Below are 24,860 nucleotides of genomic sequence, written 5' to 3'. Positions count from 1 at the left end.
AGGGGCTAGCAAATGTCGAACACTCCCAGCGTTCCGGTGATCAGTTCCGAAGGCAATCTGGCCCGTTACCTTCAGGAAATCCGCAAGTTCCCCATGCTGGAGCCGCAGCAGGAGTTCATGCTCGCCAAGTCCTGGCGGGAGCACGGCGACACCGAGGCCGCCCACAAGCTGGTGACCAGCCATCTGCGGCTGGTCGCGAAGATCGCCATGGGCTACCGGGGCTACGGCCTGCCGCTGTCCGAGCTCATCTCGGAAGGCAATGTCGGCATGATGCAGGCGGTCAAGCGGTTCGACCCGGACCGCGGCTTCCGGCTGGCGACCTACGCCATGTGGTGGATCCGCGCCGCCATCCAGGAATACATCCTGCACAGCTGGTCGCTGGTCAAGATGGGCACGACGGCCGCGCAGAAGAAGCTGTTCTTCAACCTGCGCAAGCTGAAGGGCCAGATGCAGGCGATCGACGAGGGCGACCTGTCGCCGGAGCACGTGACCCAGATCGCGACCAAGCTCGACGTGCCGGAACAGGACGTGGTCAACATGAACCGCCGCCTGGCCAGCCCCGACCATTCGCTGAACGCGCCGCTGCGCGCCGACAGCGAGGGCGAGTGGCAGGACTGGCTGGTGGACGAGAAGGACACCCAGGAGATCCACCTGGCCGAGCGGGAGGAGCTGACCAAGCGCCGCGCCCTGCTGAAGAGCGCCATGACCAACCTGAACGAGCGCGAGCGGCATATCCTGACCGAGCGGCGCCTCCGGGACGAGCCGACCACGCTGGAGGACCTGTCGCAGCACTACGGCATCAGCCGCGAGCGTGTGCGCCAGATCGAGGTCCGGGCGTTCGAGAAGCTCCAGAAGAACATCAAGAACGCGGCGATCGAGCAGCGGCTGGCCCAGTAGGGGCCGGCCGCTCTACTCCTCCGGCTTCCCCTCCTCGACGATGCCGCTGACTTCCGGCCCCCATTCCGCGATCAGTTCCTGCTGCTCGCCGAGCCTCTTGGCGATGCGGTTCTCGGCGCGGAGCGTGATCCAGCCCGCCACCGCGGGCGGAATCCCGTAATAGAGCGCCCAGCCCATCCCGGCGGCGCCGTACATCACCAGCCAGGAGAAGGGGTCCGACATCACCTTGGACAGCGCCCCCATGGTATGCCCGCCCTGCCAGAGGCCGATGAGGAAGGCGACAACCCCGACGAAGTTCAGCGCCCCCACGGTCATGGGCGCCGTCTTGTCCGGGTCGCGGTCCACGACATAGGCGACCGCGGTCGGGATCATGCCGACCGCCAGCAGGATCGTGCTGGGCAGGAAGATCAGCCCCGCCGGGAACAGGATCACCAGAGCGGTGACCATGCCGCTGGAGTTGCCCTTGCCCCTCTTGCCGCCTCCCCGGCTCATCGCAGCATGACCATGTAGACGCCGATGCCGACCAGGGCCACGGTGGCGACCAGGCTGGACACCACCGCCGCCGCCTGGCGGCCGGAGCTCTCGGCGATCTCCGTGCGGTTCGCGATCTCCCGCTTCAGCTTCTCGACCTCGCGGCCGGCGATCTGGAACTCACGCCGCGCCCGAGCGAACTCGATCTCGTCCTTGCGGATCGCCGCCGGGTCGTCGATCAGTTTCAGCAAGCCCAGCAGGTTCCCCTCGGCCGCCGTGCGCGCCGCCTCGCCGCGCAGCTTGGCCCGATGCGCCCGGCTGTGGAAGCGGTCGATCGCCGGGCCGATCAGGTCGATCATCCAGCCGCACAGGTTCGGCAGGCTGGCCGGGCCGTAGCGCTTCTGCACCTCGGCCAGCACGTTGACCATGGCCGAGATGCGGCGCAGCGTCTCGCCGCTGGGCGTGGTCAGCGCGATCAGCCGCTCGTCCAGCTTGCGGTAGCGCGCGATCAGGAAGGCCGCGACGTGGCGGTCGATCGGCTCGCGCGGGCGGCCGGGCCGGGACGCCACCTCCTCCAGCGCGGTCAGCAGCTCGTTGCCGCTGGTCACCATGTGGTTGCGGACCATCGGGCTGAAGCAGGGCTGCATCGGGTTCAGCTCGTACAGCACCCGCTCGATGCCGTAGCCGGAGCCGAGCCGCTCCAGCAGGGTGCGCAGCGCGTCGAAGGTCTGGCTGAGGGGCACGTACTCGGCCTTGAACTCCGTCTGCATGCCGACCCAGAACATCGGCAGCTGGGCGGAGATCGCCTCGCCCAGCGCCTGGTAGCCATCGTTGCGGGCGAAGGCCTCGGCCATGGCGCTGCCGAAGCCGTCGATCATGACCGCCTTCTGCTTGTACCGGATGGGCGCGGGCGGATCGAGCGCGATGCAGACCCGGGCGACCAGCCGCTCCTCGAAGTTGCCGCCCTTGTTGACGCCGGCCGAATCGACCGCCGTGGCCACCGCCTCGGCGCGCGCCTCGTCGCCCAGGCTGCGGCGCAGCCAGCGGTCCAGGTCGCCGTTCTCGATCACCGGGACGGCCGCGGCCGGATTCCTGGCGAAGACCCGGGCCAGCCCGCGGCAGTGCCAGTAGCTCGCCCCGGAGAACTCGAACGGCCGCGCCGCCTTGCGCGGCACCTGCGGCTGCTTGGGACTCAGCCGCCGGCCGCTCAGCCAGAGATCCAGGTCGTTCAGGGTCCAGCGCATCTTGGGGTCGTCGGCCAGCAGCCCGCGCAGCGGCTCCATCAGGTTGAGCGACAGCCGGGCCGTGCCGACCAGCGCCGGATAGGTCCCGCGGTCCATCTTGGCCTGAAGCATCGCCTCGTCGTCCAGGTGGCGCACGGGGTTGCGGCCCAGGAACAGCAGCAGGACGGTGACGCCCAGCGCGTAGAGGTCGTCGGCGGTGGTCCCGGTCCCCCGCCCCGACGGCTGCGCCATGCCGCGCTCGATCGTGAGGAACAGCGGCGCCTGCCCGAAGGAGGTCGCCGTCGAGACGCATTCGCCCAGCATCACGCCCGCCGTGCCCTGGTCGCGCAGGAAGATGTTGGTCGGGCGGATGTCGCCGTGGACGATGCCCCGGCTGGACAGTTCGCGGAGCGCCGAGGCGAGCGGCTGGATCACCGCGCGGGTGATCTGCTCCTCCGTCATCTGCTCCCGGGTGTCGTTCAGGCTGTTCATCAGCCGGCGCCCGCCGGGATTTTCCAGGATGAAGACGGTCCGCTTCAGCCCGTCGAGCGGCCAATCGACCACGGCCCATTCGACCATGCGCATCAGGGCGACATGCTCGACGCCGCGGATGCCGGACAGCAGGTCCATGCGGGCGGGCACGCCCGACGTCGCGACGATCGCGAAGACATCCATCCTGCGGTCGCGGAGCGCGCGCACGGCATAGGCCTTGCCGGCCGGCCCGTCCAGGGCGGGCAGCGGGTTTCCGGGCTGTATCTCGAATCGCCCGGCCAGCGAGACGGGTTCGACGTCGCGGCCGGCGGGGCCGGATCCAGGGGCGGTGGCTTGGGCGGCGGTCGCCATCAGGTCGCAGGGGTCCCGGAATGCAAACAGCGTCGGGACCAGCTTGACCCGGCGACCGATAAGGAAGCGTTAAGGGCTTTCACCTGGAACCATCGGCGCCCGGCCCGACCGGTCGGGTTACGCCGGCAACCAAATCCGGCCCCCGGCGTTTATTGTCACCATTTTATCCGAATAACACGGCTACGGTGCCATATTGCTCCTTCGGCGCTGCCCCGGCAGCCTGTAAGAAACTTGACCGACGGGTCCCTGTCCTGGCAGGTCCCCGGCCCTGAACACCGCGGAAGACCGGCGCCGCGCGACGTGCGCGCCCAAGAACTGGAGGCACCAGAACCATGGAAAAGCGCACCGATGGGAGCTTTCCCGCCACCACCCCGCCGGGCCCGAAGGCCGAAGGCGCCACCCGCCGCCAGTTCCTCGCCGGAGCGTCGTCGCTGGCCCTGGGGGTCGCGTTCGGCCTCGGCGGAGCGGCGGCTTGGCCGGTCCCGGCCTCCGCCCAGGGCACGCCGCGGCGCGGCGGCTCGCTCAAGATCGCGGTGCCGGCCGCCACCTCGATCGACCCGGTCCGGCTGAACAGCTCGGGCGGCATCGCGATCGTCCAGCAGGTCGCGGAATACCTGGTCTATGCCGAACCCGACCTGACGCTGCGCCCGGTGCTGGCGACCTCGTGGGAGCCGAGCGAGGGCGGCAAGGTCTGGACCTTCGCGCTGCGCCGGGGGGTCAAGTTCCACGACGGGCGGCCCCTGACCGCCGACGACGTGGTCGCCACCTTCCAGCGGCTGGTCGATCCGGCCAACGCCTCGCCGGCCGCCGGCGCCATGCCGTTCCTGAAGAAGGAGGGCGTCGCCAAGGTGGACGACCACACCGTGCGCTTCACGCTCGACCGGCCGATCGGGACCTTCCCCTACTTCACCCACACCTACAATTGCGTGATCCTGCCGGCCGATTATGCCGGCAACTTCGCCGAGAAACCGATCGGCACCGGGCCGTTCAGGCTGGTCTCCTACCGGCCGCAGGAAGGGGCGAAGTTCGAGCGCAACGCCGACTATTGGGACCAGCCCAAGCCTTACCTGGACCGGCTGGAGATCCAGACCTTCGAATCGCCGCAGCCGATGGTGCTGGCGCTCCAGTCCGGCGACGTCCAGGTGGTCCAGCAGCTCAGCTACATCGATGCACAGGGCATCCGGAACGACACCAACATCACCCTGATCCAGGCCGACGCCGCCGACCACCGGCAGCTGTGCATGCGGACCGACATGAAGCCGTTCGACGACAAGCGGGTCCGCCAGGCGGTCGCCCTCTGCTTCGACCGCCCGGCCATGGTGCGGGGCCTGCTGGGCGGCCTGGCCGACATCGCCAACGACCATCCGATCGCGCCCATATATCCGGAGAAGATCGAGCTGGCGCAGCGCCAGGCCGACATCGCCCAGGCGCGCCAGCTGCTGGCCGACGCGGGATATCCCCAGGGCTTCCCGATCGACCTTTATACCCACCAGTACCTGGAACTGCCCCAATACGCGGCCCTGGCCCAGCAGATGCTGGCGCCGGCCGGGATCAAGGTGAACCTGAAGGTAGAGCCGACCAACCTATATTACAACCATTGGACCGAGGTCAGCTTCGGCCTGACCGATTGGACCAGCCGGCCGGTCGCGGCGCAGATCCTGGCGCAGTCTTTCCGCGGCGATGCCGAGTGGAACGCCGCCCACTGGAAGAACGAGGCGTTCGACGCCCTGCTCGCCCGGTTCGAGGCGGAGCCGGACGAGGCGCAGCGCGGCAAGCTGGGGTCGGAGATGGCGGCGATCCTCAACGACGAGGTCCCGGCGGTCATCGCCTATTTCAACAAGAACCTGCGGGCGGCGCGCACCGGCGTGAAGGGCCTGACCGGCAGCATGTCCAACTATCTCGACATGGCCGAGACCTGGCTGGACGCCTGAGGAGGCGGGCATGCTCCGCTTCCTCGGGCGCCGCATCCTGCTGGTCCTGGTGACGCTGGCGGTCGCGTCGATCCTGATCTTCGCCATCACCAACGTGCTGCCCGGCGACGTCGGGCGGATCATCCTGGGGCCGTTCGCGCCCCAGGACGCGGTCGAGCGGCTGAACGCCGAGCTGGGCGCCGACCGGCCGCTCGCGGTCCGCTACGCCGGGTGGCTTTCCGGCGTGGCACGGGGCGACTGGGGCCGGTCCTACGCCTTCGACACCGCCGTTCTCCCCCTGGTGGCGGAACGGCTGGGCCGCTCCCTCCTGCTGGCGGGCAGCGGCCTTGCGGTGCTGGTCCCGCTGGCGGTCGCGGCCGGCGTGGCCGCGGCGCGGCGGGAGGGCGGGTTGTTCGACCGCGTGCTGTCGGTGGTCGGGCTGGCGGTCGGAGCCCTGCCGGAGTTCGTCACCGGCGTCTTCCTGATCCTGGTGTTCGGCATCTGGCTGGGATGGCTGCCGATCCAGGCCCTGCCGCCCGAGGGCGCCGGGTCGTTGACAGTGGCGGCCCACTTGGTCCTGCCGGTCGGCTGCCTGGTGCTTCTTCTGTTCGCCTACCTGTTCCGCATGACCCGGGCCAGCATGATCGAGGCGCTGGCGTCGGACTATACGAGGACCGCCGTGCTGAAGGGACTGCCGCAGCGGACCGTGATCCGGCGCCACGTGCTGCGCAACGCGCTGCTGCCGACCATCACCGTGATCGGCGCCCAGATCGGCTGGCTGGTCGGCGGCCTGGTGGTGGTCGAGACGCTGTTCAAGTATCCCGGCATCGGCAGCCTGATCCATTTCGCGGCGACCAACAAGGACATCCCGCTGCTGGTCGGCTGCTCGCTCGCCATCACCTTCGTGTTCGCCCTGGGCAACCTGGCGGCGGATCTCCTCTATGCCGCGCTGAATCCACGGGTACGCCATGGCCGTAACGCTCACTGACCGAAGGCGCCGGACCGCGATGCCGCGCGGCACCGTCTCGCTCGCCGTGGGGGCGCTGATGATCCTGGTCTGGGTGGTCACCGCCCTGGGCGCCGCCTGGATCGCCCCCTACCCGCCCGCCGACATCGATTTCCTGGCGATCTCCCAGCCGCCGTCGGCCGCCCACTGGTTCGGCACCGACCAGCTCGGCCGCGACATCCTGAGCCGGGTGATCCATGGCGGGGCCTATGTGCTGACCATCGCGCCGGCGGCGACGCTGCTGGGGCTGGTCCTGGGCGCCGCGATCGGGCTGGCGACCGCCTGGTTCGGGTCCTGGGTGGACGAGGTGGCGATGCGCGTTCTGGACGCGGTCATGGCCTTTCCGATCGTCATCCTGGCCATGCTGGCGCTGACCTTGCTGGGGGCCGGAACCGGCAACGTGGTGCTGGTGATCGGGCTGGTGTTCGCGCCGCTGATCGCCCGCACCGTGCGAGCCGCCGCCCTGGTCGAGGCGCGCAAGGAATATGTCATGGCGGCCCAGCTCCGCGGCGAGGGCGCCCTCTACATCATGGCGATGGAGCTTCTGCCCAACGTGCGCGGGCCCCTGGTCGTCGAGGGGACTGTCCGGCTCGGCTACGCCGTCTTCACCTCCGCGACGCTGGGCTTCCTCGGCCTGGGCGTCCAGCCGCCGACCCCCGACTGGGGCCTGATGGTCAGCGAGAACCAGGCGCTGCTGACCACCGCCCCCTGGACCGTCCTGTTTCCAGCCCTGGCGATCGCCTGGGTGGTGGTCGCGATCGGGCTGGCCGCCGACGGGCTTAAGGAATTTCTGGAACCGTGACCGCATCCGCCCCCCTGCTCGAACTCGACCAAGTCACCATCAGCTACCGGCGCCGGCGCGACCGCGTCGATGCCGTCCGCGGCGTCTCGCTGGTGATACAGCCCGGCGAGGCCTACGGGCTGGTCGGCGAATCCGGCTGCGGCAAGTCCACGCTCGCCATGGCCGTGATGCGCCACCTGCCGAAGAACGGCATCCTCAGCGGCGGCCACGTCCTGTTCGAGGGCCGCGACCTGTTCAGGCTCGGCGAGGCGGAGCTTCGCCGGGTGCGCGGCGGCCGCATCGCCATGGTCTACCAGAACCCGGGCAGCGCGCTGAACCCCACCCTGAAGATCGGCGAGCAGGTGGCCGAGGTGTTCCGCCTGCATGCCGGCATGAACCGCCGGAACGCTGCCGAGGCGGCCCGCGCCATCCTGGGCAGGGTCCGGATCGCCGACCCCGACCGGGTCGCGGGCCTCTATCCCTACCAGCTCTCCGGCGGGATGCAACAGCGCGCGGTGATCGCCATGGCGCTCGCCACCGACCCGGCCCTGCTGGTCCTGGACGAGCCGACGACGGCGCTGGATGCCACCGTCCAGGCCGACATCCTGGACCTGTTCGCCGACCTGCGCGGGGAGATGAACGCATCCATCCTGTTCATCAGCCACAACCTGGCCGTGGTCCAGCAGGTCTGCGACCGCATCGGCGTGATGTATGCCGGCGAGCTGATCGAGCAGGGCAAGGTTTCGGAAGTCTTCAAGCGACCCAGGCATCCCTATACCGCGGCGCTGTTCGACTGCATCCCCGATTTCGGCGTGCGCAAGCGCGACCGGCGGCTGGCCGGGATCGCCGGAGGCGTGCCCGACCTGGCCGACCTGGGGACCGGCTGCCTGTACGAGCCGCGCTGCCTGATCTCCCGCCAGGTCTGCCGGGTCGAGCATCCCGACCTGCTGCGCGCCGGCACCCGCCACCTGAGCCGCTGCTTCTTCCACGGCGAGACCCCGGCGCCCGGCAGCGCCGCCCGCGGCAGGCCGGAGCCGGTGCCGGAGCCGATCCAGGGGATACCCCTGCTCAGCCTTTCCGGCGTCGGTCGGCGCTATGGACGCGCCCATATCCTCAAGGACATCGACCTGGAGATCGCGCCGGGCGAGACCTTCGGGCTGGTCGGCGAGTCCGGCAGCGGCAAGTCCACGCTGGCGAAGGTGATCGCCGGGCTGGTGCCGCCCAGCGCCGGGACGGTGGCCCTGGCCGGCGAGCGGGTGGCGGGACAGGCCGGCCGGCGCACCCGGCGGCAGCGCCGCGACGTGCAGATGGTCTTCCAGACGCCGGACACGACGCTGAACCCGCGCAAGCGCGTCGCCTCGATCCTGGGCCGCGCCGTGCGGGTGCTGGCCGGGCTTGGCGGGCGGCGGAAGCGCGACCGCTCGGCGGCATTGCTGGGCGACGTGCAGCTTCCGGCGGAGATGCTGGGCGCCACCCCGGACCGGCTGTCCGGCGGCCAGCGCCAGCGGGTCGCCATCGCCCGGGCCTTCGCCGGCGACCCGCGCTTGGTGATCCTGGACGAGCCGACCTCCGCCCTGGACGTGTCGGTCCAGGCGTCGATCCTGAACCTGCTGCTCGACCTTCAGCGGGAAAGCCAGGCGGCCTACCTGTTCATCTCCCACGACCTGGCGGTGGTCCGCTACCTGTCGGACCGGATCGGCGTGATGTATCTGGGCGAGCTGGTGGAGGTCGGGCCGACCGAGCGGGTGTTCCGGCCGCCTTTCCATCCCTACACCCAGGCGCTGATCGAGGCTGTGCCCCGGCTCGGCGCCGCCGCCCTGGAGCGCGCGGTGAGCCTGGACAGGCCGGCGCCGAGCCCGGCGGACCGGCCCGAAGGCTGCCCGTTCCAAACCCGGTGCCCGCGGGCGTATGATAAGTGCCGGAGCGAGGCGCCGCCGTGGCGCGATGCGGGAGGGGGACACATGATCCGGTGCTGGGTGGCGCTCGACGCGCTGGAGGCGTCGCAGACTGCGGCACAGACGGAGGCGGCGCAGAGATCCCGGCGCGGCCGGGCCGCGCAGGCTCCGCTGCCGATCGGCCGGCGCCCATGAGTCCTGGAGGAGCGGGCTCCGAAGCAGCACCCACCGCCCTCGCCGTCCGGCGGGCCTCCCTGCCGATGTATGATCTTCCGGAACTGCGGGACGCCCACGCGGCCCTGTGGCATGCCGTGGCGGGGCACATGGACCGGGCCGGCCTGGGCGGCGTGCCTGGCCTGCTGACCTTCGACGGCGAGCCGGCCGACCTGTGGCAGGCGCCCGACCTGCTCCTCAGCCAGACCTGCGGGCTGCCGCTGGTGACCCGGCTGGGCGGCATGGTCAGGGTCGTGGCGACGCCCCGCTACCGGGCGCCGGGGTGCAGCGGCAGCCGTCACCGCGGTTTCATCGTCGTCGGCTCGGACAGCCCGGTGCAGCGTCTGGTCGAACTGCGCGGCAGCCGCTGCGTGATCAACGGCTGGGACAGCAATACCGGCATGAACATGCTGCGCGCCGCCGTCGCCCCCCTGGCCCGGGACGGCCGCTTCTTCGGCTCGGTATCGGTCAGCGGCAGCCATCTGGCGAGCCTGAACCGGGTGGCCGACGGCGGCGCCGACGTCGCGGCGGTGGATTGCGTCACCTTCGCCCATCTCAGCCGCCATCGCGCCGCCTTGGTCGAGGGCGTCCGGGTACTCGCCGTAACCGCGGCGGCGCCCTGCCTGCCGCTGGTGACCGCCGCCGGCACCGACGACGACACGCTGGCCGCCCTTCGCGCGGCGCTCCAGGCCGCCGCGGCGTCGCCCGGCCTGTCGGCGGTGCGGGCCGACCTGCTGCTCGACGGCTTCGACTTCCTGCCCGACCGGGCCTACCGCGTCGTCACCGGCCTGGCGGCGCAGGCCGCGGCGGTGGGGTATCCGGAGCTGGCGTGAAACCCTTAAGTCGCGACGGGTCGGGGTTCGTCTTGAGGGTGAAGACCGGCTGGGGCTGAAATACGCTCATCCCCCGCCCGATCCGGTCATGGCCGACCGCGCCGTCTGCCGCGCCTGCCGAACCTTGTCCAGGCAGGTCCCGGTGTCGCCCCGCTCGGCGGCGGCGCGGCCTTCGCGCAGCATCGCGGCCATGTCGTCGCGCTGCTGCGGCGTGATGGTGGCGCCCGCGCGGGTTCCCGGCTGCTGACCGGGGTTCTCCCCCAAGGGTATCGGCTCGACGCCGCGGTCGGGCTGCTCGGAGCCGACGCCGCTGCCGATGCCGGACGGCGCTACCGTGCCACCCGAGCGTGCCAGATCCCGGGATATCGCCTCGCGGCTGGTCGCCGAGCTTTGGGCCCGGTCGGCGTTGGGCGTTCCACCACCTTGCGGACTGGCCCCGGCCTGGTCGCCCGCCGGCCCGCCGCCTTGCGCGAACGCGGCTTCGAGGCGCTGTATCTCGTCCAGGCAGCTGTCCTGCTGCGCCACCGCCGGACAGGCGGCGCCGGCCGCGATCAGACCGGCAATGGCAAGGATTCGGACACCCATCGAACCTCTCCTCTGATCGCTTCCCGGGGTCAGGTCGCGTCCTTCCGCCGGGCCTTGGCCATCCTGCTGCTGTTGGCGGCACCCGGCGACAGGGGAGCCTGCGGCGATCCGGTCGCCTCCGTGCGTCCGGCAGCAACGGCCGACAGGTTCGGCTCGCCGTCGAACTCCCGGCCCGTCGCGGCATCCTCGGCCGCCAGTTCCCGGCAGGCCTGTTCCCAATGCTCGTCGTTGCGGCCGTCGGGCTGTCCGGCATGTTCCCAAATCTCATGGGCGCGCCGCCTGATGCGATCTTCCAGGTTCCCCGTCATCGCCAGTCCTCCCCTAGAGTCCTTCGTTGGAGCGGTCTCCGATCAGGTTGACCCGCTCCGGTCCTCGCAGCCGGCCGTTCCAGTCGCCGCACGGTGTTGCGCCATGGGCGCAACCTACGGCTCGATGCAGGGCGGAGGCGATGCCGGCCGATGAGCGTGTGTTGCGCCCATGGCGCAACGCATCGGATCAGCTGTCTCGGACAAATCGACCTGATCGGGTACAGCTCTAGCGTTCAGCCGGCTTTGCCCACGCCCTTCATGACGTCGGCCATCGTCTCGTACCGGCCGTCGGGCATCTTGCCGATCAGGTCGACGACGCTCTCGTCGGCACCCTGCTGCTTCGCGTGCTTGACCAGATCCTCCTTCCCTGCGGGGAAATCGATCCCCTTCAGGTGATGGGTCACGTCGGTCGGGGAATGTCCGTCCAGTCCCTTGCTCATGTCGAGGTCTCCGGTTCAAATGCCAGTCGAGACCCTGACAACAGGTGCCCTCGGACTTCGTCCCGAGAACCATTGCGACACACGATCGATGTCACGCGCGTAATCGAGCATGTCGCCAAGGCGGACCATGGCGTTGCGTTTCACAGGGGCACGACCTCGGCCAGAACGGCTTCCGCCAACCGAGGGCGCAAGGCCTCCCGTTCCACCAGGTCGACTGAAATCCCGAGAGCATCGCCGAGTTCGATCTGAAGTCCCGCGAAACTACTCGGCCGTCCGGCGGAATGGCGGCGGCATGGATGCCGCCGCCCTGCCTTCAATGCGCCAGGATCTGGCTGAGGAACAGCTTGGTCCGTTCCGACTGCGGATTGTTGAAGAACTCCAGCGGCTCGTTCTGCTCGACGATCTCGCCGCGGTCCATGAAGATCACCCGGTTCGCCACGGTGCGGGCGAAGCCCATCTCGTGGGTCACGCAGAGCATCGTCATGCCCTCCTGGGCGAGGCTGATCAGGACGTCGGAAACATAAGAACGAAGGGAACTGCGTATTCCGGGCAGCGGCCTGATTTGACCGCCTGCACCACCCGCGCCGCGTCAGTCGCTATTCAACTCGGCGATCAGGTCGGGAAGACGCTTGGTCAGGCGAGGTATGAACACGGTCGCAGTTTCATATATTCGGGGTACGCTGATACCAAGATAGTCATGCGCGATAACGTTCCGCATACCGATGATCTGACGCCAGGGAATGTCAGGAAATCTTGCTTGCGTCTCCGGAGGAACACGCTTGGCGGCTTCGCCGATTACCTCCAGAGCCCTCAATACCGCGTACTGGGTCTTGCGATCATCCGCAAATCCGCGGGGATCAATTCCCGCGACAAACACTTCGATATCACGCGCGTAATCGAGCATGTCGCCAAGGCAGACCATGGCGTCGCGCTTCACAGTGGCACGACCTCGGCCAGAACGGCTTCGGCCAACCGAGGGCGCAAGGCCTCCCGTTCCACGAGGTCGACTGAAATCCCGAGAGCATCGCTGAGTTCGATCTGAAGTCCCGCGAAACCGATCAGATCAATTCCCTCGCCCAATTCGACCAGCAAGTCCAGGTCGCTTCCTTCGCGCTGTTCACCCCGGGCGTAAGACCCGAACACACCCATGGAACGAATGGGGTAATGGCGGCGCAAGGTCGGCTGCAACGAGCGCAGCTCGGTCAGGATATCTTCAAGGGTGCGCATGTCGGCCTCGATCGGAACGGACGCTCCGCATTGTACCGTAGCTTCTTCAGGCAATGAAGCCTACCGCGAAACCGAGAGGCGGCGGCATGGATGCCGCCGCCCTGCCTTCAATGCGCCAGGATCTGGCTGAGGAACAGCTTGGTCCGCTCCGACTGCGGATTGTTGAAGAACTCCAGCGGCTCGTTCTGCTCCACGATCTCGCCGCGGTCCATGAAGATCACCCGGTTCGCCACGGTGCGTGCGAAGCCCATCTCGTGGGTCACGCAGAGCATCGTCATGCCCTCCTGGGCGAGGCTGATCATGACGTCCAGCACCTCCTTGATCATCTCGGGGTCGAGGGCGGAGGTCGGCTCGTCGAACAGCATCACCTTGGGATTCATGCACAGCGAGCGGGCGATCGCCACGCGCTGCTGCTGGCCGCCGGAGAGCTGGCCGGGGTACTTCCGGGCTTGGTCGGGAATGCGCACCCGCTCCAGGTACTTCATGGCCATGGCCTCGGCCTGGTCCTTGGGCATCTTGCGGACCCAGATCGGCGCCAGGGTGCAGTTCTCCAGCACCGTCAGGTGGGGGAACAGGTTGAAGTGCTGGAACACCATCCCGACGTCGCGGCGCACCTGGTCGATGTTCTTCAGGTTGTTGGTCAGCTCGATCCCGTCCACCACGATGCTGCCGCGCTGGTGTTCCTCCAGCCGGTTGATGCAGCGGATCAGCGTGGACTTGCCGGAGCCGGACGGGCCGCAGATGACGATCCGCTCGCCGCGCGCCACCGTCAGGTCGATGCCCTTCAGCACGTGGAATTCGCCGTACCACTTGTGCACGTCGCTGAGTTGGACCGCGATGTCGTTGCCGGCTTGGGGCGCCGCCGTTTGTCTCGCATCGCTCATGTGTCGTCTCCCTGTAAGATGCGTTTATCGTTTGTGGCCGCGGTGCAGCTCCTGCTCCAGCCACTGGCTGTACTTCGACATGAAGAAGCAGAAGACGAAATAGATCACCGCCACGAACAGGTACGACTCCTTGTAGAAGCCGCGCCAGGCCGGATCGGTCAGCGCCGCCTTCGACGCGCTCATCAGGTCGAACAGGCCGATGATGATCACCAGCGAGGTATCCTTGAAGAAGCCGATGAAGGTGTTGACCAGCGGCGGGATCGTGATCGACAGCGCCTGCGGCAGGACGATCATGCGGGTCTTCTGCCAGTAGGTCAGGCCCAGGCTGTCCGCCGCCTCGTACTGGCCCTTGGGGATCGCCTGGAGGCCGCCGCGGATCACCTCCGCCAGATAGGCCGACGCGAACAGGATCAGGCCGATCTGGGCGCGCAGCAGCTTGTCGATGGTCACGCCGGTCGGCAGGAACAGCGGGAACATCACCGATGCCATGAACAGCACGGTGATCAACGGCACGCCGCGGATCAGCTCGATGTAGGCGACGCAGATCGACTTGACGATCGGCAGGTCGGACCGCCGCCCCAGCGCCAGCAGGATCGACAGCGGGAACGCCACTATCAGCCCGACCACCGACAGGATCAGCGTCAGCGGCAGGCCGCCCCACAGGGTGTTGCGGACCAACGGCAGGCCCAGCACGCCGCCCCACATCAGCACGCCCACGGCGACCGCGGCAACGGCCCAGACGGCCGCGAGCCAGGGCCGCCAGAAGTTGCGGTTGCAGCTCACCGCCAGCATCCCGACGATGATCAGGATGGACGCGATCGGCCGCCACTGCTGGTCGTAAGGGTAAAGCCCGAACAGGATCAGCCGGTACTTCTCGTGGATGAAGGCCCAGCAGGCCCCGCCCGCCGCCCGGCAGGTCTGGTTGGTCACCCCCTCGCCGGGCAGGACGCTGTTGAAGAACAGCCAGTCGAGCAGCGGCGGGATCACCTGGTAGGCCAGCCAGAGGATCAGGATCGTCAGGAGAGAGTTGAACCAGCTGTTGAACAGGTTCGCCCGGATCCAGCCGAGCGGGCCGAGCGCCAGCGCCGGCGGCTTGACGACCTGGGAACCGGAGGAGTCGGACGGCACCGAACCGGAACCCTGGAGGGAGATATGGTCTGCCATGTCAGCGCTCCACCAGGGCGATGCGGGTGTTGTACCAGTTCATGAACAGCGAGATGCCCAGGCTGATGGTCAGGTAGACCGCCATCATGATCGACACCGCCTCGATCGCCTGCCCCGTCTGGTTCAGGGTCGTGTTGGCGACGCTGACCAGGTCGGGATAGCCGATCGCGACCGCGAGCGAGCTGTTCTTGGTCAGGTTCAGGTACTGGCTGGTGGTCGGCGGCACGATGATCCGCAGGGCCTGGGGCAGCACGACGAGGCGAAGCACCTCGCCGCGGTGCAGCCCCAGGGCGGAGGCCGCCTCGGTCTGGCCCCAGTTGACCGCCCGGATGCCGCTTCGGACGATCTCGGCGATGAAGCCGGCGGTGTAGATCACCAGGCCCATCAGCAGGGCCGCGAATTCGGGGCTGATGGTGATGCCGCCGCGGAAGTTGAAGCCCTGGAGCACCGGAACGTCGAGCGCGGTCGGGGCGCCGCCGACGACCCAGGTCAGCAGCGGCAGCGCCAGCAGCAGGCCGATCGAGGCGAACACCACCGGGAACTGCTGCCCGGTCGCCTCCTGGCGCTTGCGCGCCCAGCGCGCCAGCAGCCAGACGCCGACCATCGCGGCCACCAGCGCCAGCCCGACCCAGGTCCAGATCGGGTCGTCGGCCAGGCTCGGGAACTTCATGCCCCGGTTGCTCAGGAACACGCCCGGTATCGGGTTCAGCGCCTGGCGCGGCTGCGGCAGGCTCTCGCTGATCACGGCGTACCAGAAGAAGAGCTGCAGCAGGACGGGGACGTTGCGGATCACCTCGACATAGATCGAGGCCAGCTTCGCCACCAGGAAGTTGCTCGACAGCCGCGCGATGCCGATGATGGTGCCCAGGACGGTCGCCAGGATGATGCCCAGCACCGCCACCTTGATGGTGTTCAGGAAGCCCACGAGGAGCGCTTGGCTGTAGCTGCTCGCCGGCGAATAGGGGATCATCGCCTCGCCGATGGCGAAGCTCGCCTCGCGGTCCAGGAAGGAGAAGCCCGTCGCGATGTTCTGCCGCGCCAGGTTCTCCAGCACGTTGGACACCAGGTACCAGCCGAGCAGCACGACGCCGCCCAGCACCAGGATCTGGAAGAAGATCGCCCGGACGTTCGGATCGTTGATCAGGGAACGGCGCGGCGCCTGGGGAGCCAGGTTCCCGGGGCCTCTGGTCGATATTGCCAAGGATCTCTCCTTTCCCGGTTGAACGGGAGCCCGGCCCGGCCCCAGGGCCTGTAGGTTGGCCTCGGGGAGGGCGGGCCGGGAAGACGGGCGGAATTGACTGGGAAGAAAACGGGGCGCCGCCGTCCCGCGTTCTCGCGGGGGCGGCGGCGCGCCGGATCAGCGGATCGGCGGAGCGTACATCAGGCCGCCGTTGGTCCACAGGGCATTCGGGCCGCGCTCCAGCTTCAGCGGCGTCTTGACGCCGACGTTGCGCTCGAAGATCTCGCCGTAATTGCCGACGGTCTTGATCACGTTGTAGGCCCACTTCTCGTCCAGGCCGAGCGCCTGGCCCATGCCGGGGTTCGAGCCCAGCAGCCGCTGGACGGTCGGATCCGGGCTCTTCAGCATCTCGTCCACGTTGCCCGAGTTGATGCCCTTCTCCTCCGCCTCCACGGTGGCGTAGACCGTCCACTTGACGATGTCGAAGAACTCGTCGTCGCCGTGGCGCACCGCCGGGCCGAGCGGCTCCTTCGAGATCAGCTCGGGCAGGATGATGTAGTCGTCGGGGTTGGGCGCCAGGGTCGAGCGGATCGACGCCATGCCCGAGGCGTCGGTGGTGTAGACGTCGCAGCGTCCGGAGAAGAAGGCGGCGTTGACCTCGTCGAAGGACTCGATCACGACCGGCTGGAACTGCATGCCCTTGCCGCGGAAATAGTCGGCCAGGTTCAGCTCGGTCGTGGTGCCGGGCTGCACGCAGACGGTGGCGCCGTTCAGCTCCGCGGCGCTGGAGACGCCCAGTGCCTTCGGGACCATGAAGCCCTGGCCGTCATAGAAGGTGGTCGGCGCGAAGTTCAGGCCGAGCGAAGTGTCGCGGGTCAGCGTCCAGGTGGTGTTGCGCGACAGGATGTCGATCTCGCCGGACTGCAGGGCCGTGAAGCGCTGCTGCGCGGAAAGCGGGGTGAAGCGGACGGCCTTGGCATCGCCGAAGATGGCGGCGGCGACCGCGCGGCAGACGTCCACGTCCAGCCCCGTCCAGTTGCCCTGGCTGTCCGGGTTGGAGAAGCCCGGCAGGCCGGTGTTGACGCCGCACTGGACGAACCCCTTCTGCTTGACCGCGTTCAGCGTCGGTCCGGCGAATGCGGCCCCGCTGCCCAGAGCGATCGCCAGTGCTGTGCCCATCGCGGCAATGATTTTCGTTTTCATTGGACCTACCCTGTTTTCTTCGAACGTGCATGAACCTGCATTGGGTGCGGCCGGAACAGTCCGGCCACCCGATCAAGTTCTAGCAATGTTTGAGCCATTTGGAATAGCTTTTGATTGATGCTGCCCCTACAAAAGTGCATGACCCCGACCGCGTCACGGCCCCCGGGCCGGTTCGATCGATAGCGCCGCCGCGTTCCGCGATGCCGGTCCGCGAACGGGGTTGGCCGAAGCCCGCGGGAATGACAGACTGCGCCTTCGTCAAGAGCCCCGTCGTCCGCCCGCGGCGCGCCGGGGACGACACCGCCCATCTTCTCAGCAGAAGCCATGAAAAACGCCAGTCCAGACACCATCCTGACCCATGCCGGCAACGACCCGCACGCCAATTTCGGCATCGTGAACCCGCCGGTCTACCATGCCTCGACCGTGCTGTTCCCCACCGTGGCGGCGCTGGAGGAGGCCGGGCACTCGTTCGACGGGGTCCGTTACGGCCGTATCGGCACGCCCACCTCCCAGGCGTTCGAGGCGACGGTCGCGCGGCTGGAGGGCGGCTTCAAGGCGGTGACCGCGCCGTCGGGGCTGGCGGCGATCACGACGGCGCTGCTGGCATTCGTGTCGGCCGGCGACCATGTCCTGGTCACCGACAGCGTCTACGGGCCGACCCGGCTGTTCTGCTCGGACATGCTGAAGCGGCTCGGCGTCGAGGCGGAGTTCTACGATCCGCTGGCCGGGGCCGCCATCGAGCGGCTGATCCGGCCGAACACGCGGGTGGTGTTCCTGGAATCGCCCGGCTCCCTGACCTTCGAGGTGCAGGACGTGCCGGCCATCGCCGCCGCGGCCAAACAGGCCGGAGCCGTCGTGATGATCGACAATACCTGGGGAACGCCGCTGTTCTTCAAGCCGTTCGACCACGGCGTCGACCTGTCGATCCACGCCGCGACGAAATACATGGTCGGCCATTCCGACGCGATGCTGGGCGTGATCACCGCCGGCACGGAGGAGGTCTGGAACCGCCTGAAGCGCAACTCCGTGCAGCTCGGCACCTGCGCCGGACCGGACGACATCTATCTGGGGCTGCGCGGGTTGAGGACCATGGGCGCCCGCCTCCGCCAGCACCAGGACACCGCGCTCGACCTCGCCCGCTGGCTCCAGGCGCGGCCCGAGGTCGCCCGGGTGCTCCACCCCGCCCTGCCCGACGACCCCGGCCACGCGCTCTGGCGGCGCGACTTCACCGGCGCCTGCGGCCTGTTCGCGATCGAGCTGAAGCCCTGCTCCGCGGCGGCGGTCGCCGCCTTCCTCGACGGCATGGAACTGTTCGGGATGGGCTACAGCTGGGGCGGCTACGAGAGCCTGATCCTGCCGATCCACCCGGAGAAGCTGCGCACCGCGACCCGCTGGCGAACCGACGGCCCGATGATCCGTCTGCACGCCGGCCTGGAGGACCCGAACGACCTGATCGCCGACCTGGATCGCGGGCTCGCCCGACTGGCGGCCGCGGCATGACCACGGTTACCGGCAAGCGCGAGCTGCTCGACCTCGTCAGCTTCGACGCCAACGGGCTGGTCGCCGCCATCGCCCAGCAGCACGACACCGGCGAGGTGCTGATGCTGGCCTGGATGAACCGCGCCGCCCTGGAGGAGACGCTGGCCACCGGCCGCGTCTGCTACTTCTCCCGCTCGCGCGGCAAGCTGTGGCGCAAGGGCGAGACGTCCGGCCAGGTGCAGCACCTGAAGGAGCTTCGGGTCGACTGCGACGGCGACGCCGTGCTCGTCCTGGTCGACCAGACCGGGGTCGCCTGCCACACCGGTCGCCGAAGCTGTTTCTACCGGGCCGCCCGCCAGGGAGGGGTCGAGACCATCCTGGACGTCGAGACGGACCCGGAGAAGCTGTACGGGTCGAGGGACTAGAGCTGTACCCGATCAGGTCGATCCGATGCGTTGCGCCGCGTGGAGCGGGCGGAAGGGTTCCGAAGGAGTGCGGAGGAATGCCGCAAGGGATGTATTAAGACTTCCGAAAGCATGACGAGAGGCGGGTCGGCGGGCTTTTTTCGAAAACCTTCAATAAGGCCCCCGACTGTTGATCTAGATCAACGAGGCGGCCCGAGCCCTGGTATAGAAACACTCTTGTCTCTAACCCTCCCTGTAATCGCCTTTCAGCCAGAGGTTCTCCCAAGGACCTCTGGCTTTTTTCTTTTCCGGCGCGGGAAAATCCATACGAAGGATAGGGCGATAGCTTGCCTTCTCCTATGAAAGAGGCACAAAAAAGAGGTGACAGCAAGCTGTCACCCGAGGCGAATGCGCGATGAGTAGAGGATGCGAACGGACCTTGTCCTGCCATGGGCTCTCACTGCAGGTCGGGTCGTGTTCCGGTCGCAGGAATAAATTAACCATAACCGGTCACTCCGCACACTGCGCACCCGGGGCATCACAGGTTTGTCACAATACGCATGAATTAGCCATGTTCCCACTCCCGCCGGCTCCGCTCAGCGTCGCCCGAGATAGCGCAGCAGGGCGGCGACCAGTGCCAGGGGAACCACCACGACCGCCCCGACCAGGACATAGGGAAGCGCCCATTCCGCGACCCCCGCGAACAGGCCGAAGACCGCCAGGATGGTGTCCCAGGTGTCGTGGAGAATGCCCATCGGTTCGATGTCGAGGAAGGACAAGGCCAGCCCTACGAACAGGGAGAGCACGATTATTCTGACGATCCAACTCATCGGGGTGGAACAGCTCCGTCGATTAGCGTGGTTGCGATCCGCCGACAGGCCGATCGCGCGAGGCATACGCGAAAAAACCTGACCGGTGGGCGGAATAATGGAATGTTCTCCGCTGTTAAAAAGGGGTATCGGACGAGACTTGTTCCGTCCGGCCACGAGGCGACGCAACGGGGGAACGTATGGTCGTGGAGCATGAACACTGGGCGGTGGCCAACCTCCTGATCGGCCGGTACGGCCGTCTCGCAGCGCGGCAGGCCGAAGCGCGGATCGAAGATGCCGACGCCCGCGGGGATCGGGAAGGTCGGGAGATCTGGCGCAGCGTCCTGGGAGCGCTGGACAGCCAGGGCCGTTGCCTGGGGCAGTTCCGGTAACCTCCAGACGCCCACGCGGGACGCGAAGTGCCCGCTTCCGAACGTTAACCCATTATACAAAATACACTTCTTATTTTTCTCTATTCATCGGCGCAGCCATCCGAAACACAAGCATCCGGCGCTCAGCCGGTCGTCGATGCGCCCAGGAAGATGCCGATAGAGACCATCTCCTGGATCGAAATGGAACTGCGACCATTCGCTACATTTGGTATAGTCCTAAAGCCATAGTCGAACCGACTGCATTCCAGCCCTTGGGCCTTGATCCGGACCCCAACTTTTCATCCCCAAATTCTGGGGATAACTCTGTGGATCGAGAGGGCTCCCCCCAACGAAATCCTGCCACTTGACCCTTGTGCCTATTTTTTAGGCACTCGTTTGCTTTTGCCGTGTCAAGCAGAAGTTTGAGGTTTCACTTGGAACCGCTTCAATGAAGAATCAGTATTCATGTGCCGTCCTTACAACACCCTCAGAACATCTCCACCCCGCGAAGAATACAGTTGACAGCCGGCGCGCGTGCCTGTGGACGGCCGCCCCCGTCACCGCCTCCGTGGCCCGAAGCGCTTGCGCGGCGCCCCGCGGAAACCGGCCTTGGGCTTCCCGGCCTTTCCCGGCGACCCGGCGGACTGCTTGGGCTCCCGCTCTCGGCGGGCACGGGAGGCGAGCAGGTCCCCCAGCCGGCTGCCGATCAGGGCGCGGCGCTCGCGCACGGCGTCGCGGTCGGGGAACAGGGTCCGGAACCGCCGTGCCGCCCAGTAGTACAGGTCGCAGGCGCGCGACAGGTCTTCCAGCGCCTGGTCGTCCAGCCCCTCGATCCGGCCCGGCACCACATGGCCGATCGGCATCGGCTCCGCGGTCTCGACGGCCTGGAGGATCGCCCGGAACAGCCGCATCTCGGCTTCCTTCTCCAGGTCGGCCGGGATGAACAGCAGGCTCAGCTTGTCCGGGAAGCCCAGGGACCGCTCGTCGAGCAGCTGCGCCAGGCGGCGGAGCGCCCCCAGGTCGCCGATGCGGTACAGCGACCCCGCCGTCCTGGCGGCGGCGAACCAGTCGATCAGAAGCGCCATCTCCGTCGCGCCGCTGTATTCCGCCAGCCGGGCCAGCATCCCGCGGGTCGGCCGGACGGCGAGCGAGGCCTGCGGCCCCAGGCGGGCGTCGGTCCGCTCCATCAGCGTCTTGAGCGCCTGGGGCGTGTTGCGGGCGACCACGCCGAACTCGCCGGCCTCGAACTGGCCGAAGCGCCCCGCCCGTCCGGCGATCTGCCGGATCTCCACCGGCGACAGCGGGCGTACGGCGGTGCCGTCGAACTTCTCCAGGGCGGTGAACAGCACGCGGCGCACCGGCAGGTTCAGCCCCATGCCGATCGCGTCGGTCGCGACGACCACGTCCGCCAGCCCCGACAGGAAGCGCTCGGCCTCCAGCCGCCGGACATCGGGCGCCAGCGCCCCGTAGAGGACGGCGGCCGTAAGCCCCTGGGTGTGCACCGCGTCGCGGATCAGGTGGACATCCCGCCGGGAGAAGGCGATCAGCGCGTCCCCGGCCTCCACGTCGGTCCATTCCAGGCGCCGCGGGATCATCGACAGCGGCGCCTTCCGCTGCAGCTCCACGACTTCCAGCGGCTCGCCCAGATACGCGGCCACCCGCTCGACCAGCGGGCGCGCCTCGGGCGCTCCCAGCAGATAGACGGTGTCGGCGGGAGCGCCGATCAGCGCGGCGGTCCAGGCCCAGCCCCGGTCGGGATCGGCCAGCATCTGGACCTCGTCGATCACCGCCACGTCGACCGGCCGTTCCGGGTCCATCATCTCGATCGTCGAGGCGACGTGCCGGGCGTCGGGCGTCCTGATCTCCTCCTCGCCGGTGAGCAGGGTCGTCGGCGTACCGTCGCGGTTCAGCCGGTCCATGACCTCCAGCGCCAGCAGCCGCAGCGGCGCCAGATAGACGCCCGAAGAGGCCCCCCGCAGGGCCTCCAGCGCGCGGTGCGTCTTGCCCGAGTTGGTCGGCCCCACCACCAGGACCAGCCGCCGCCCCATGCCGCGCGCGACCGGGAAGAGAAGCTCGTAGCGGGAGAAGTCGAAATGGCGGTCGATGAAGGCCCGGCCGCGCGCCTCGGCCCTGTCGCGCCGCCAGGCGTCGAACTCCCGGTCCCAGCGGCGCAGGATCTCGTCGGCGTCCTGGTGGTTGCGGCTCGTCCGGCCGAGCCGGTCGCACAGCGAGCCGAACGTCCAGCCGTCGTCGCCGGTGCCGGCCTCGTCCGCGTATCGCCAGAGCCGTTCGGCCAGCCGCGCCGCATCCGCGTGCAGCCGCTCGGCCAGGACCCCGTCGGCGACCAGGCGGTCGCGCAATACCGCATGGCCCGGGCCGGCCTCGTCCAGCCCGGCGAACTCGTCCACGTCGATCTGGCGGGAGACCGCGAAGCGGATCGGCTCCTCCATGCCGGTCCAGGGCAGCGCGTCGGTCATGACCAGCCGGACCCGGTCGCGCCCGTCGCCGGGATGGAGCGAGACGTGCCCGGCCGGGTCGAGGGCGCGGCGGGACGCGGCCAGAAGCTCGTTGCGCCGTTTCGCCCGGTCCAGATGCCCCTGGATCTCGCGCATCACGGCGTCGCGCCGCTCGATCGGGACCAGCAGGTCGCGCTTGCCCTTGGGCAGCGGCAGGCCCAAGCTTGTCAGCCCGGACGCCGCGGCCATCTCCATCCGCGCGATCCCCGCCTCGGCAAGGGTCAGGCAGTCCGGATGCCGGCGGGCGATCTCGTGGATCAGGTGCGGGTCGGCGTCCCCGGGGAGGTCCTGGACATCCGAATCTTCAGCCATGGCGTCACGTTCCAGCTCTAGGTCTCTGCCTTGACCCGCCGGGCGCTTCGCCGGGTCGAAAGGACGGAAGATGCTCGCCGCGGACCGGCCGGGTCAACCCGCAGCACGGCGGCGGTCCGGATGCCGACCCCGCCAGCCAGGGCGGCCGAAGGCCACCCTCGGACGCTGCCGCCCCTTTGTTACCATCCGTTAATACAAGTGACTTTTCTGTCAGCATAAGGCGGTTCACCACCGACTGCTGAGAACTAGCCAGGTAGAGAGTCACAGGACCCCACGAAAAGCCTTGTTCGAAATCCCAAACCGGATACTTGTTGTTATTCTTGGGATCGAAATTATCCGAACTACTTCTAGGCATTTTTCTATACGGCGATTATGACCAAAGATGGATCGAAATTGCCGCTCATTGCGGGCATCATCCGTTGGAACCTTAGGTACTACCACATTTTGGAAAAGAACGTTCCGGACTCGGGGAATCGAGATGGATGCCGACAGCAAGCGCGATGAAGTCCAACGCTTGGATTTCCTGCAAATCGACCAGAAGACACGTGACACCTTGAAGGAGTTCGCCGCGGACCTGGAGGAGCTGCTGCCCCCGGCTCTGGACGGGTTCTATCGGCATGTCCGGAACTACCCCGAACTCAAGGCGATGTTCTCCAGCGAGGGCAGCGTCCAGCATGCCCGGTCGGCCCAGCTGAAGCACTGGCTCAACCTGTTTTCCGGCAGGTTCGACAGCGAGTATTTCGCCTCGGTCAGGCGCATCGGCCTGACCCACAGCCGGATCGGGCTGGAACCCCGCTGGTACGTCGGCGGCTACGCCTTCACCGTCAACCACCTCTACGATGCCGCCACGCGGAAGTTCAGCACCCGGTGGCGGCCGGAAGTGGCCCGGGCGAAGCTGTCCGACCTTCTCGCCGCGCTGAACAAGGCGGTGATGCTCGACATGGACCTCGCCATCTCCATCTATATCGAGGAGAACAAGGCGGCCTACGACCGGCAGCTGGACCAGCTCGCCGAGAGCTTCCGCGGCACCGTGGTCGACATCGTGGAGGCGGTGGGCGGCGAGGCCGGCCATCTGGACGCCACCGCCGAGGCGATGTCCGCGGCGGCCGAGGAGACCAGCCGCCAGGCGATCGCCGTGGCCGCCGCCGCCGAGCAGGCCAGCCAGAACGTCGAGACCGTCGCCGCCGCGGCGGAGGAGCTGTCCAAGTCGATCCAGGAGATCACCCGGCAGGTGACACGCTCGTCCGACACCTCGCGCCGCGCGGTCGCCGACGGGGAACGGACCGGAGGGCTGCTTCAGACCCTGTCCGGCGCCGCCGAAAGCATCGGCGCAGTGGTCAGCCTGATCAACGACATCGCCAACCAGACCAACCTGCTGGCGCTCAACGCCACGATCGAGGCCGCCCGCGCGGGGGAAGCCGGCAAGGGCTTCGCCGTTGTCGCCAACGAGGTCAAGCAGCTCGCCACCCAGACGGCGCGCGCCACGGGCGACATCAAGGGTCAGGTCGACGAGATCCAGGAGGCGACCCAGGGCGCGGTGGCCGCCATCCGCAATATCCTGGGCACCATCACGGACATGGACCAGATCTGCTCCCTGATCGCCGCCGCGGTGGAGGAACAGGCGGCCGCGACCCAGGAGATCGCCCGCAACGTCGAGCAGGCGGCGGTCGGCACCCAGGAAGTGGCGGTCAACATCGCGGGCGTCACGTCGGCCTCGTCGGAGACCACCCGGTCGGTGTCCACCGTGCGGAGCACCGCCGGCCAGCTCAGCGGCCAGTCGGCGGCGCTCCAGCGGGAAGTCGGAAACTTCCTGCGCTCGATCAAGGCGGCCTAGAGCGGGACCCGACCGGGTTGAACCGCTCGGGTCCCGTGTTGCGCCATGGGGGCAACCTACGGCTCGATGCAG

The 24,860-nt window shown here is 68.2% G+C and carries 23 protein-coding genes and 1 pseudogene; 10 read left to right on the top strand and 14 right to left on the bottom strand.

From position 1 onward, the window contains the following. Nucleotides 1–12: 12 nt before the first annotated feature. Nucleotides 13–897 carry an RNA polymerase sigma factor RpoH gene (gene rpoH / locus IGS68_RS08440; protein ID WP_201078906.1) on the top strand — a complete coding sequence of 295 codons (885 nt, stop codon included), beginning with the start codon at nucleotides 13–15 and terminating at the stop codon, nucleotides 895–897. A 12-nt stretch (nucleotides 898–909) separates the two neighbouring features. On the opposite strand, the gene IGS68_RS08435 is transcribed toward rpoH, so the two are convergent. Next, nucleotides 910–1,389, bottom strand: coding sequence for a hypothetical protein (locus tag IGS68_RS08435; protein ID WP_201078904.1), 480 nt, complete (start codon nucleotides 1,387–1,389; stop codon nucleotides 910–912). After that, the gene (locus IGS68_RS08430; RefSeq protein ID WP_201078902.1) at nucleotides 1,386–3,434 is read right to left on the bottom strand and encodes a protein kinase domain-containing protein; all 2,049 of its coding nucleotides are present in this window, start codon (nucleotides 3,432–3,434) and stop codon (nucleotides 1,386–1,388) included. Before IGS68_RS08430 ends, IGS68_RS08435 begins: the two co-directional genes overlap by 4 nt. A 332-nt stretch (nucleotides 3,435–3,766) precedes the next feature. On the opposite strand from IGS68_RS08430, the gene IGS68_RS08425 reads away from it, so the two are divergent. The 5 genes from IGS68_RS08425 to IGS68_RS08405 are packed head-to-tail and all read left to right on the top strand — an operon-like array spanning nucleotide 3,767 to nucleotide 10,072. Next, nucleotides 3,767–5,365 (top strand): ABC transporter substrate-binding protein, encoded by a 1,599-nt coding sequence (locus IGS68_RS08425; RefSeq protein WP_201078900.1) that lies wholly within the window; start codon nucleotides 3,767–3,769, stop codon nucleotides 5,363–5,365. A gap of 10 nt (nucleotides 5,366–5,375) precedes the next feature. Next, entirely contained in the window at nucleotides 5,376–6,332 is a 957-nt protein-coding gene (locus IGS68_RS08420; protein WP_201078897.1) for an ABC transporter permease, read from the top strand. Then, nucleotides 6,313–7,152, top strand: coding sequence for an ABC transporter permease (locus IGS68_RS08415; RefSeq protein WP_247881238.1), 840 nt, complete (start codon nucleotides 6,313–6,315; stop codon nucleotides 7,150–7,152). Before IGS68_RS08420 ends, IGS68_RS08415 begins: the two co-directional genes overlap by 20 nt. After that, the gene (locus IGS68_RS08410) at nucleotides 7,149–9,221 is read left to right on the top strand and encodes a dipeptide ABC transporter ATP-binding protein (protein ID WP_247881237.1); all 2,073 of its coding nucleotides are present in this window, start codon (nucleotides 7,149–7,151) and stop codon (nucleotides 9,219–9,221) included. The genes IGS68_RS08415 and IGS68_RS08410 overlap by 4 nt, the downstream gene beginning before the upstream one ends. Then, nucleotides 9,218–10,072: a phosphate/phosphite/phosphonate ABC transporter substrate-binding protein gene (locus IGS68_RS08405; protein WP_201078893.1), complete on the top strand. Its 855-nt coding sequence runs from the start codon at nucleotides 9,218–9,220 to the stop codon at nucleotides 10,070–10,072. The genes IGS68_RS08410 and IGS68_RS08405 overlap by 4 nt, the downstream gene beginning before the upstream one ends. A 66-nt stretch (nucleotides 10,073–10,138) precedes the next feature. Here IGS68_RS08405 and IGS68_RS08400 read toward each other — a convergent pair whose 3' ends face one another. The 10 genes and pseudogenes from IGS68_RS08400 to IGS68_RS08355 form a co-directional block, all read right to left on the bottom strand. Then, a complete protein-coding gene (locus IGS68_RS08400) occupies nucleotides 10,139–10,657 on the bottom strand; it encodes a hypothetical protein (protein ID WP_201078891.1) in 519 nt (172 codons plus the stop codon). A gap of 29 nt (nucleotides 10,658–10,686) precedes the next feature. Then, complete coding sequence (locus IGS68_RS08395; protein ID WP_201078889.1) at nucleotides 10,687–10,965, bottom strand: DUF2934 domain-containing protein; 279 nt, start codon at nucleotides 10,963–10,965, stop codon at nucleotides 10,687–10,689. A 233-nt stretch (nucleotides 10,966–11,198) separates the two neighbouring features. Beyond that, nucleotides 11,199–11,405: a DUF2795 domain-containing protein gene (locus IGS68_RS08390; protein ID WP_192499005.1), complete on the bottom strand. Its 207-nt coding sequence runs from the start codon at nucleotides 11,403–11,405 to the stop codon at nucleotides 11,199–11,201. Between the two features lie 313 nt (nucleotides 11,406–11,718). Then, nucleotides 11,719–11,919 (bottom strand): annotated as a pseudogene (locus IGS68_RS08385) (amino acid ABC transporter ATP-binding protein); the annotation flags it as partial. 75 nt (nucleotides 11,920–11,994) lie between these two features. Next, entirely contained in the window at nucleotides 11,995–12,342 is a 348-nt protein-coding gene (locus tag IGS68_RS08380; RefSeq protein ID WP_201078887.1) for a HepT-like ribonuclease domain-containing protein, read from the bottom strand. Beyond that, the gene (locus IGS68_RS08375) at nucleotides 12,339–12,632 is read right to left on the bottom strand and encodes a nucleotidyltransferase family protein (RefSeq protein ID WP_201078885.1); all 294 of its coding nucleotides are present in this window, start codon (nucleotides 12,630–12,632) and stop codon (nucleotides 12,339–12,341) included. Before IGS68_RS08375 ends, IGS68_RS08380 begins: the two co-directional genes overlap by 4 nt. A 107-nt stretch (nucleotides 12,633–12,739) precedes the next feature. Further along, complete coding sequence (locus IGS68_RS08370; RefSeq protein WP_201078883.1) at nucleotides 12,740–13,516, bottom strand: amino acid ABC transporter ATP-binding protein; 777 nt, start codon at nucleotides 13,514–13,516, stop codon at nucleotides 12,740–12,742. Between the two features lie 24 nt (nucleotides 13,517–13,540). Continuing rightward, complete coding sequence (locus tag IGS68_RS08365) at nucleotides 13,541–14,680, bottom strand: amino acid ABC transporter permease (protein ID WP_201078881.1); 1,140 nt, start codon at nucleotides 14,678–14,680, stop codon at nucleotides 13,541–13,543. Between the two features lies 1 nt (nucleotide 14,681). Beyond that, nucleotides 14,682–15,881 carry an amino acid ABC transporter permease gene (locus IGS68_RS08360; RefSeq protein ID WP_201078879.1) on the bottom strand — a complete coding sequence of 400 codons (1,200 nt, stop codon included), beginning with the start codon at nucleotides 15,879–15,881 and terminating at the stop codon, nucleotides 14,682–14,684. Nucleotides 15,882–16,037: 156 nt separating this feature from the next. Beyond that, nucleotides 16,038–17,063, bottom strand: coding sequence for an amino acid ABC transporter substrate-binding protein (locus IGS68_RS08355; protein WP_201078877.1), 1,026 nt, complete (start codon nucleotides 17,061–17,063; stop codon nucleotides 16,038–16,040). A 324-nt stretch (nucleotides 17,064–17,387) separates the two neighbouring features. Here IGS68_RS08355 and metC point away from each other — a divergent pair, with 324 nt between their 5' ends. Then, nucleotides 17,388–18,563, top strand: coding sequence for a cystathionine beta-lyase (gene metC, locus IGS68_RS08350; RefSeq protein WP_201078875.1), 1,176 nt, complete (start codon nucleotides 17,388–17,390; stop codon nucleotides 18,561–18,563). After that, a complete protein-coding gene (gene hisI / locus IGS68_RS08345; RefSeq protein ID WP_201078873.1) occupies nucleotides 18,560–18,967 on the top strand; it encodes a phosphoribosyl-AMP cyclohydrolase in 408 nt (135 codons plus the stop codon). The genes metC and hisI overlap by 4 nt, the downstream gene beginning before the upstream one ends. Nucleotides 18,968–19,542: 575 nt before the next feature. Here hisI and IGS68_RS08340 read toward each other — a convergent pair. Further along, nucleotides 19,543–19,776: a hypothetical protein gene (locus tag IGS68_RS08340; protein ID WP_201078871.1), complete on the bottom strand. Its 234-nt coding sequence runs from the start codon at nucleotides 19,774–19,776 to the stop codon at nucleotides 19,543–19,545. A 185-nt stretch (nucleotides 19,777–19,961) separates the two neighbouring features. Here IGS68_RS08340 and IGS68_RS08335 point away from each other — a divergent pair, with 185 nt between their 5' ends. Beyond that, nucleotides 19,962–20,147, top strand: a complete 186-nt coding sequence (locus tag IGS68_RS08335) for a hypothetical protein (protein WP_201078869.1) — start codon at nucleotides 19,962–19,964, stop codon at nucleotides 20,145–20,147. A gap of 536 nt (nucleotides 20,148–20,683) precedes the next feature. Here IGS68_RS08335 and IGS68_RS08330 read toward each other — a convergent pair. Further along, complete coding sequence (locus IGS68_RS08330) at nucleotides 20,684–22,954, bottom strand: helicase-related protein (RefSeq protein ID WP_201078867.1); 2,271 nt, start codon at nucleotides 22,952–22,954, stop codon at nucleotides 20,684–20,686. Between the two features lie 514 nt (nucleotides 22,955–23,468). Here IGS68_RS08330 and IGS68_RS08325 point away from each other — a divergent pair. After that, nucleotides 23,469–24,788, top strand: coding sequence for a globin-coupled sensor protein (locus IGS68_RS08325; RefSeq protein WP_247881236.1), 1,320 nt, complete (start codon nucleotides 23,469–23,471; stop codon nucleotides 24,786–24,788). Nucleotides 24,789–24,860: the final 72 nt, after the last annotated feature.

Origin of the sequence: Skermanella sp. TT6 (assembly GCF_016653635.2) — a bacterium.
Lineage (GTDB): Bacteria > Pseudomonadota > Alphaproteobacteria > Azospirillales > Azospirillaceae > Skermanella > Skermanella cutis.
Note: the sequence above shows the minus strand (reverse complement) of the source record. Positions and strands in the feature narration are given on the sequence as shown.